8 protein-coding genes are annotated in these 7476 nt (G+C 70.3%); 3 read left to right on the top strand and 5 right to left on the bottom strand.

What is annotated here, in order from left to right; translation table 11 throughout:
* Nucleotides 1-426: 426 nt before the first annotated feature.
* From AC4BGE_RS16865 to AC4BGE_RS16855, 3 genes are all read left to right on the top strand, one after another.
* The gene (locus AC4BGE_RS16865; RefSeq protein ID WP_490576018.1) at nt 427-780 is read left to right on the top strand and encodes a hypothetical protein; all 354 of its coding nucleotides are present in this window, start codon (nt 427-429) and stop codon (nt 778-780) included.
* The gene (locus AC4BGE_RS16860) at nt 767-2305 is read left to right on the top strand and encodes a hypothetical protein (protein ID WP_490576017.1); all 1539 of its coding nucleotides are present in this window, start codon (nt 767-769) and stop codon (nt 2303-2305) included. Before AC4BGE_RS16865 ends, AC4BGE_RS16860 begins: the two co-directional genes overlap by 14 nt.
* 119 nt (nt 2306-2424) lie before the next feature.
* Nucleotides 2425-3009, top strand: coding sequence for a LuxR C-terminal-related transcriptional regulator (locus tag AC4BGE_RS16855; RefSeq protein ID WP_490576016.1), 585 nt, complete (start codon nt 2425-2427; stop codon nt 3007-3009).
* 203 nt (nt 3010-3212) lie between these two features.
* Here the strand turns inward: AC4BGE_RS16855 and AC4BGE_RS16850 are convergent, their stop codons facing one another.
* From AC4BGE_RS16850 to AC4BGE_RS16830, 5 genes are read right to left on the bottom strand one after another with little or no spacing between them, the layout of a single operon-like run.
* A complete protein-coding gene (locus AC4BGE_RS16850) occupies nt 3213-4193 on the bottom strand; it encodes a hypothetical protein (protein ID WP_490576015.1) in 981 nt (326 codons plus the stop codon).
* Entirely contained in the window at nt 4190-5155 is a 966-nt protein-coding gene (locus AC4BGE_RS16845) for a vWA domain-containing protein (RefSeq protein ID WP_490576014.1), read from the bottom strand. Before AC4BGE_RS16845 ends, AC4BGE_RS16850 begins: the two co-directional genes overlap by 4 nt.
* Nucleotides 5152-6117 (bottom strand): VWA domain-containing protein, encoded by a 966-nt coding sequence (locus tag AC4BGE_RS16840; protein ID WP_490576013.1) that lies wholly within the window; start codon nt 6115-6117, stop codon nt 5152-5154. The genes AC4BGE_RS16845 and AC4BGE_RS16840 overlap by 4 nt, the downstream gene beginning before the upstream one ends.
* Nucleotides 6108-6575 (bottom strand): hypothetical protein, encoded by a 468-nt coding sequence (locus AC4BGE_RS16835; protein ID WP_490576012.1) that lies wholly within the window; start codon nt 6573-6575, stop codon nt 6108-6110. The genes AC4BGE_RS16840 and AC4BGE_RS16835 overlap by 10 nt, the downstream gene beginning before the upstream one ends.
* On the bottom strand, nt 6565-7467 hold the full coding sequence (locus AC4BGE_RS16830; RefSeq protein ID WP_490576011.1) for a DUF58 domain-containing protein: 903 nt from the start codon (nt 7465-7467) through the stop codon (nt 6565-6567). Before AC4BGE_RS16830 ends, AC4BGE_RS16835 begins: the two co-directional genes overlap by 11 nt.
* Nucleotides 7468-7476 lie beyond the last annotated feature (9 nt).

Raw genomic sequence — 7476 nt, 5'->3', positions numbered from 1 at the left:
CCCGGGGTGGTGTCCTTCGGCATGAATCCATCCTCGTTTCCAAACGATGGAGCCTCCAACCAACCCAGTGCGATTCACAGGACCGTCCCCGTAGCGACCGCGCCGAGCGTTACCCAATCCCCCGGCAACAGGGCCAGGACCACCACCCCCGCCACGACCGAGACCACCCGGGGGGGCCAACGCACCAGGAAGCACAGAACCACCGACGGCACTCGACGCACGAGATGACCTCCTCCGGGTCCCTAGGGACGCACCGCAGCTGGAGATGTGATCGCCGACGCGCAGGCGCGGACCTAAGTGGACACCTCAGTCTCATCCACCGACCCACGTCGGCGTCAGTTATCCACAAGCGAGATCCGCGCCGGGCGCCGGACAGTCACCCATGGCCTGCCATGTACCACCCGCATCTCCTCCGAAGGGTTCCCCATGGTTGAAAAGGACGTCAGCCAACTCAGCGTTCGCCTTACGCACGTGGCGCAGATGCTCCACTCCGCGGCGGCTCATCTATGGGAACGCGCGGACCAAGAGGGACCCGACTCCCCGCTCCATTCACTTGCCTTGGGCGTGCACTTAGCGCAGGTGCAGACCCCCTATAAGACCTCGTTCATCCCCCACGCACCCCAACCAGGTGCACCGCGGCCAGAATCGCTCCAGCTCCTCACCGAAGCGCAGCAGACCCTTCAAGAGATCGCCCGTGATCACATGGCGTGCGACATCGAGTCGCTGGTCGCCGAGGTCACGAACCTGGTCGCAGAGGCGCGAACCCATGGCCTCCAGTGATCCGCTGGGGTTCGCCCGCCTCGAGGAGACCCTCTTCGACGATGCTGTCGCGTCCTCCACGACCCGCGACCTCCGCAGCGTCGGTGAGCTCCTCCGCGACGTCGACCACCTGGCGCGTCAGCGACTGCTCGACATCTCGGGCGACCATGCCGCCCTCATGCTGCGCAGTTGGCCCGGCGTCGTCGCAGCAGGGCACGACCTTTGGATGAGTCTCCCCGGACGCCGCCCGGGCGTCGACGCGCGAGACCACCCCATGCAGCGACTCGCCGCGACCTCCGCCAGCATCCAGCTCAGCTTGGCATCCTCAAAGTGGCCAGGCCCCGGACCGTCCGACTCAACCCTGGCCCAGATCACCGACGACCTGTCCCACGCCGCCGCGCTCGTCCGCACCTACGGACACGAGATCGCCCACGAGCAGTCACGCCCACACCGCGACCTCGAGGCGGCACGCACGCGGATCATGCACGGGCTCTACCTCACCGCCCACGCCGTCGTGGTCGCACTGCACGCGCACGGCCGAGACCGATACAACGACGCGGTGACAGTGGGACGCCCGATGCCGCTCTCCCTCACCCACTCCCCCTACGCCATCAGGCCCACCGCGACCTGGGTCGACCGAATGCAAGCCTGCGAGAACACGGCACACACCTACTTCGAGGGCCGCCTCACCCAGGCGTTAACTGGAGAGTCCTCCACACCCCGACACGACGACACCCGGCTCCGCAGCGCGCTAGCCGTCTGGGACATCCAGGCACACCGCGCCCTCGCATCAGCGACAGTCCCCGCGAACCTCCTCCTGGTCACCCGGACCGAGGGCCTCATCCACGCAGCCACGCTCATCGCACTCAAGCCCTGCCAACCACTCGGGGCACCTGAGGCGGCGTCGAGGGTCACGACCGCCCTCACCTCAGCGGGTCGATCCTGGAACCACGTCGCGAGCCGATGGCAAGACCTGACCAGCGCCGGAAGTACACCAGACCCGGCCCTCCGTCGAGCGGCCAGTGAGCTGCGGGCTGCCTACGTGGAACTCACACGCGACGCACCCTCCGCGCCCCCCTCCCAGGTCTGCGCTGGGCCGACAACGTCTCCCGTCATAAGAACCATCAGCAACGCCATGCAGATCAGCGAAGACCTCGCCCACGTCACCGCCGAGAAGGCCTATGCCCCAGACCTCACCGGCCCCGCACGCGCACTGTCAATCCGAGCCCACAACGACGTCGAGAACGGTCTCGCTGCACCGGCCCCTACAGGCGACACAGTCTGGGTCTCCCCCGCCGACATACTGGCCCAGCGAACCGTCCCGCTCCCCCCTCCAGCAGCCGAAGCGCTGAGGAACGCCAGTGCCGCGCTCGTCATGGCGGCGCACGCGGCCTCAACCGCTGCGTCCACCTACCGCCCTACCCCTGCCCAGAACAGCCGGCCGAATTCGACGAACGCGACAACCGTCGGGCCAGCCCTGAGCGAGGCACGCAATCCGCGAGACAGCAACGCACCATCCCGGTGCCGCCCAGGGCGGTCGCTGTAGGCGCAGCGCTTGGCTGAGGCGCCCTGTGTCGTAGCGTCCACTGCAGGAGCTTGGTCCTGCTGCCCTACAACCGAAGGGCTGGCCGTCACCACCTCATCCGAACAGCCAGCATCGGGAGGGTGCACTCCCCCACTCCAAGCGCCCCTGTAGAGGTCGCCGGCACCGGCGACGAGGCGGTGACGCTGACCCTGGACCTGCGCCCCGACGTCGTCTTGATGGACATCAGGATGCCGAGCACCGACGGCATCGAGGCGACCCGGCAGATCTTCGCTGACGATGGATCGAGCGGCAGCAAGGTGCTGATCCTGACCACCTTCGAGACAGACACCAACGTACTGCGCGGCCTTCGCGCGGGGGCATGTGGATTCCTGCCGAAGGACACCCGTCCAGACGCGCTGCTGGACGCCGTCCGCACCGTCGCCGCGGGCGAGGCGCTGCTGTCGCCCGGCGCGACCAGGGCGGTCATCACCCGTGCGCTGAGTCGCCCGGACGCGCCGGCGCCCGAGCGGCTGGCCAGCCTGACGACGCGCGAACGCGAGGTGCTCCGGCTGGTCGCCGCGGGCCGAAGCAACCAGGAGATCGCGGACGAACTGGTCGTCAGCCCGCTGACCGCCAAGACTCACGTGGGCCGCATTCTCGCGAAGATGGGCGCTCGCGACCGGGTCCATCTCGTGATCGCCGCGTACGAAGCAGGGCTCCCCTAGGCGCTTCGCCAAGCATTGGACCACTGGCGCCTCGCCCTTGCTACACGCCGCCCGAAGCGGCATCCGAGAGGTGATGCCCAGACTCGTGAACACCTTGTGCAGGTGGTCCTCGGCAACGAGCGTGTCTGGTGTTCGATGACAAGCCTGCTCACCCGACGCGCGCCATCCCCTGGACGACGCCGGGGCAGGCGTTGCACCCGGGGTCACCAGGTCGGGACGCCCGGCTCGGGCTGACCGACGGGACCAGCGCCGTCCTGGATCGCCGAGCGGGTGCGGGCAGCGCCCCTGCCGCGTTCCGCCAGCTCAGCGGCCTTCTGCGCCGCGGAGGGCTCCTGCGCCGGGCCCTTCCCGCCCCCGGGGTTGCCCGACACCTTCTCCTGGAGCCGGGTCGCCGCGGACGCCAGTCGCTCCTGCTCGGAGGGCACGCCTGAGCCCTCCGTCGGATCTTCTGACGCGCCCTGACCCCTCGCCGGGTCCGAGCCCGACCCGTCCGTGGACGAGTCGCCCTCGGCGGCACCCCCGTGCCCCTCCCCTGGTTCCCGGCCGGGGTCGGGTGTTCCCTCACCCTCTTCTCCGTCCTTGCCCTTCTCCGGCTCCTGGGTCTCGTCCTCGGACGAGGAGTCCGCGGGGTCGCCCTTGTCACTCTCGCCCCCGCCACCGCCGGCCGAGCACCCGTCGGCCTCGGACAGCACTGTCTGGGCTTCGGTCCAGCGCGAGCGCGCACCCGCGGGATCGTCGCGTTCGTCCAGCTCGTCACCGAGGGTCTCAAGAGCCAGCGCACGGTTGAGCACGACCCGGCACAGGCTCCCCTCGGGCACGGTGGCCTGAGCGCGCTCGAACAGCTCGGCCGACTCCAGCCAGTCCCCCTGCGAGAAGGCAGCCACCCCCCGCCCGTAGGGCGCCTTCCACCGTTCGATGACATCTACCCTGTCGGCTCGGGCGAACCACCGCGCTGCGGCCTCGGCATGACCGGCCTGCCAGGCGCGCTCCCCCAGCAGTGCGGAGACTCCCACCGCGAACAGGTACAACGGAACGACGACCAGGACGGCGGTCCCCACGGTTGCGGCGACCTTTACGCGGCGGCGTGACCGGGCCCGCACCGGATCGAGCAGGATCCCGTCAGCGTCGGGCGAACGGCGCGTGCGGGTACCGCGGGCACGGGGCAGGGCGGGCAGCAGCTTCATCGGTCATTCTTCCCGGACTCGTCATGGACCTCGCGCCACCGGCGCACTCCCACTGCCAGGAGCATCAGGAGGAAGGGCACGGCCGTCAGGGAGACGACCCAGTAGTACTCCGCCCCCGGCACGACCTCGCGGACGTTGGTCACGGAGGGCCGGGCGATCTGTGGAAGATCCCCCGGGGCCGTGCGGTGGAGCAACGTGCCGGCCAGCTCGTCCGCGATCCCTCGCAGGGTGGGGATGTCGATCACGGAGCGCTGCTCCACGCCGTCGCGGGTGACCAGGGTCGCGTCGTCCGGGGCCACCGGCATCACGCCGCCCGCAGCCGACCCGTAGCCGAGGATCCAGGCCTCATCGAGGAACTCGGCCAGGGAACCGAAGGAGGCCCTGTCGGTCCGCTGGGTCTGCTCGCCGTCACCTGCGTAGACGAGCACGCGCCTGTTCCCCGGGCGACTCGCAGCCAGCGACTCCAGGGTCGTGCGGGCCAGCCCGACGCCTTCGGAGATGTCGGAACCGGTCGCCTTGGCCGACGGACGCCAGCCGACGGTGCGCAGCGTGGTGACCACGTGCGCGACGTCGGTCGTGGCGGGCACCAGCAGCCTGGCTGTGTCGTCGAAGACGAGCACGCTCACCCGAGCTCCGGCGGCTCCCGCGACGATCTCGGCGAGGTCCTCGCCCGCCCCCTCCATGCGTGAGCGGGTGCCGTCGTGGTCGAGCGCTCCCATGGAGGCCGTGCGGTCCAGCATCACCACGAGGTCGACCGCGTTGACCACGGGGGTTTCGACGTCGTGCTCCCCCGAGGGACGCAGCGAGACCACGACCAGCAACGCGGTGACGACCACCCGCAGCCCGTGACCCACACGCTGCGGTGGCCGGGCCCGGTGCCACTGGCGCGCTCCTACGACGAAGAAGACGACGAAGGCGGTGAGGCTGAGGGCGACGAGCCACCATTCCGGGCGCCAGATCATGGACGCCTCGATCCGCCGAGGGCGCTGACCCCGAGACCGAGCAGTGCCAGCACCGCACCAGGACCGACGACGTCGAAGCTGCGGTCCTGGGCCGTGGCAAGCAACGCGGTCTTCTCCTGCGACCTGATCGCCTGGGAGATCACCACCACATTGGTCTCCTGCCCCGGTCTGAGCACCAGGATGTCGCCGTGCGTGCGCGCCGCCTGGACCCGCAATTCGGTGGTGGCGTGCGGCTGGTTCCCCGACGGTGCGATCCCGAACACCATCACGTCACGGTCGACGGCCAGGTCGGTCGCCTGCGTGAGGGAGTAGATCGAGTCGCCGGAGACGAGGTTGTCGGTGGCCAGCACCAGGGTGCGGGCCCGCTCGACCTCAGGCTGGTCGAAGTGCTGGACGCAGCTCGCCAGGCCGTCACCGACCAGGGACGAACCCGAGCTGGGCGCGCTCGTTCCCGCCACCGGTTCGCCACTCTCGAGCTCGGCCTTGGCCGCCATCAGTCGCACGACCACCTCGTCGTGGTCATCGGTGAGCGCGAACGCGGTGACAGCGTTGGCGTCGAACATGACGAATCCGATGCGCTCCTCGGTCAGCCCCTCGGCCAAGCGCACGTAGGTGTCGAGGACGTCGCCCACCAGCGCGGCCATGGAACCCGAGACGTCCATGCACAGCACCACGTCCCGGTGCCGAAGCTCCTCGGCGTCGTCGCCGACCCCGACCACACGTGACCCCAGGAGCGCGATGCCGGTCAACGCCACCACCGCTCCAACGACCTCCAGCCGACGGCGGAGGGTCTCGGCGCGGAGCACCGCCGCCCACGACGGCAGCCCTCGCAGCCGCTGCGTCCCGGCGGCCCACACCGCATCCTGCGGCGTCCTCCTCGCCCGGAGGAACCAGGTGAGAGCGCCCACGCACAGAGCAACCCCCAGGACGGTCAGCCCGACCCACCACTGGATCACTGCCATCCGGACACCACCGTCCTGGCTTGGCGTCGCACGTCCTGGAGCACGGGGCGACCGGCTGGTGAGAAGAGACCGTTGCTCAGTCGGCGGAGGAAGTCGACCGCCTGCCGCAGTCGCGGGTCACGCTCCGCGGCACGCTCCCACTGGCCGGAGGTGGTGTAGTCCAGATCGGTCTGGGTCACGGTCCCCAGGAAGCGGCGAACCTCCAGGCCGATCTCGGCGGCGGCCATGGCCTCTGCCCGGTCGCCGGGAGCCGTCGCGGACGCGATCGCGTCGATGCGTCGCAGCGCGGCGGCGCGCAGGGACTCGACGTCGACCCGCTCGGTGGCGTCGGGACCGGCCAGCACGCGGCGCGCGACCAGGGCGACGGCCATCGCGGCGAGCCCGGTCAGCGTGGCCACGACCCAGAGCCACGGCGAGTACGTCTCCGGCGGGTTGATCTGCCGGGCGTCAGCGAACACGTCGTCTCCTCTCCATCAGGGTCAGCAGGTCGCCCACGGCTCGCTCGTGCCGCCCGAGATGGACGTGGGCGATCCCGAGTCGGCGCAACGCGTTGTCACGGCGTCGCGCCCGGTCTGCGTCCAGCGCCTGCAGCTCCCCCACGAGGGCCGGATGCTCAGCCACGAAGGCGGGAACAGCCCGGCGGCCACGTACGTCGACGACCTCCCGGCCCTGACCCAGCGGTTCCGTGGGGTCGACGTCGGCGATCGTCAGCACGACGAGCTCGTGCTGAGCCGCAAGCCTGGCCAGGCGGCGCTCGAGGCTGGGCGCGACGTCCACGTCGCCGAGCACCAGCACCATCAGCGTGCGACGACGCACGGCATGGGCCGCGTGGTCGAGCAGGTCGAGGGTCCGCTGTTCCGGCGACTCGGGCCGGCAGGCGCCGAGGACCGCCTGCAGCATCCGCTCGAGCTGAACCTCGCGGGTCCCGGGGCGGGTCGCGACGGGGCCGTGCTCGCCGGAGTGGACCAGGCCCACGTGGTCTCCCGCGCGCTGCGCGATCCACCCGATCAGGCCCGCGGCGGTGATCGCCACATCGCTCTTCAGGTCAGCGACCCCCTCACCACTCGGGTCCCAGGAGCAGGCCGCGCTCAGCTCACGCCCGGTGTCGACGACCAGGAGCACCGTCGCCTTGCGTTCAGCCACGTGGCGTCGGACCAGCAGATCGCCATGTCGGGCGGTCGCTTTCCAGTCGACGTCGGCCACGTCGTCGCCGTTCACGTAGGCACGCAGATCGGCGAAGTCGAGGCTCCGCCCGTGCATGGTGGAGGCGTGCCGGCCGTCCAGGAGGTTGCGCACGCGGCGCCGGGCCACGAGCTCGGCCCTGGTCCGAATGCGGGTCAGTAGTGCCATTCTTCGTCA

This window comes from Nocardioides sp. Z50_6 (assembly GCF_058215755.1).
This window is presented reverse-complemented; position numbering and strand designations above follow the sequence as displayed.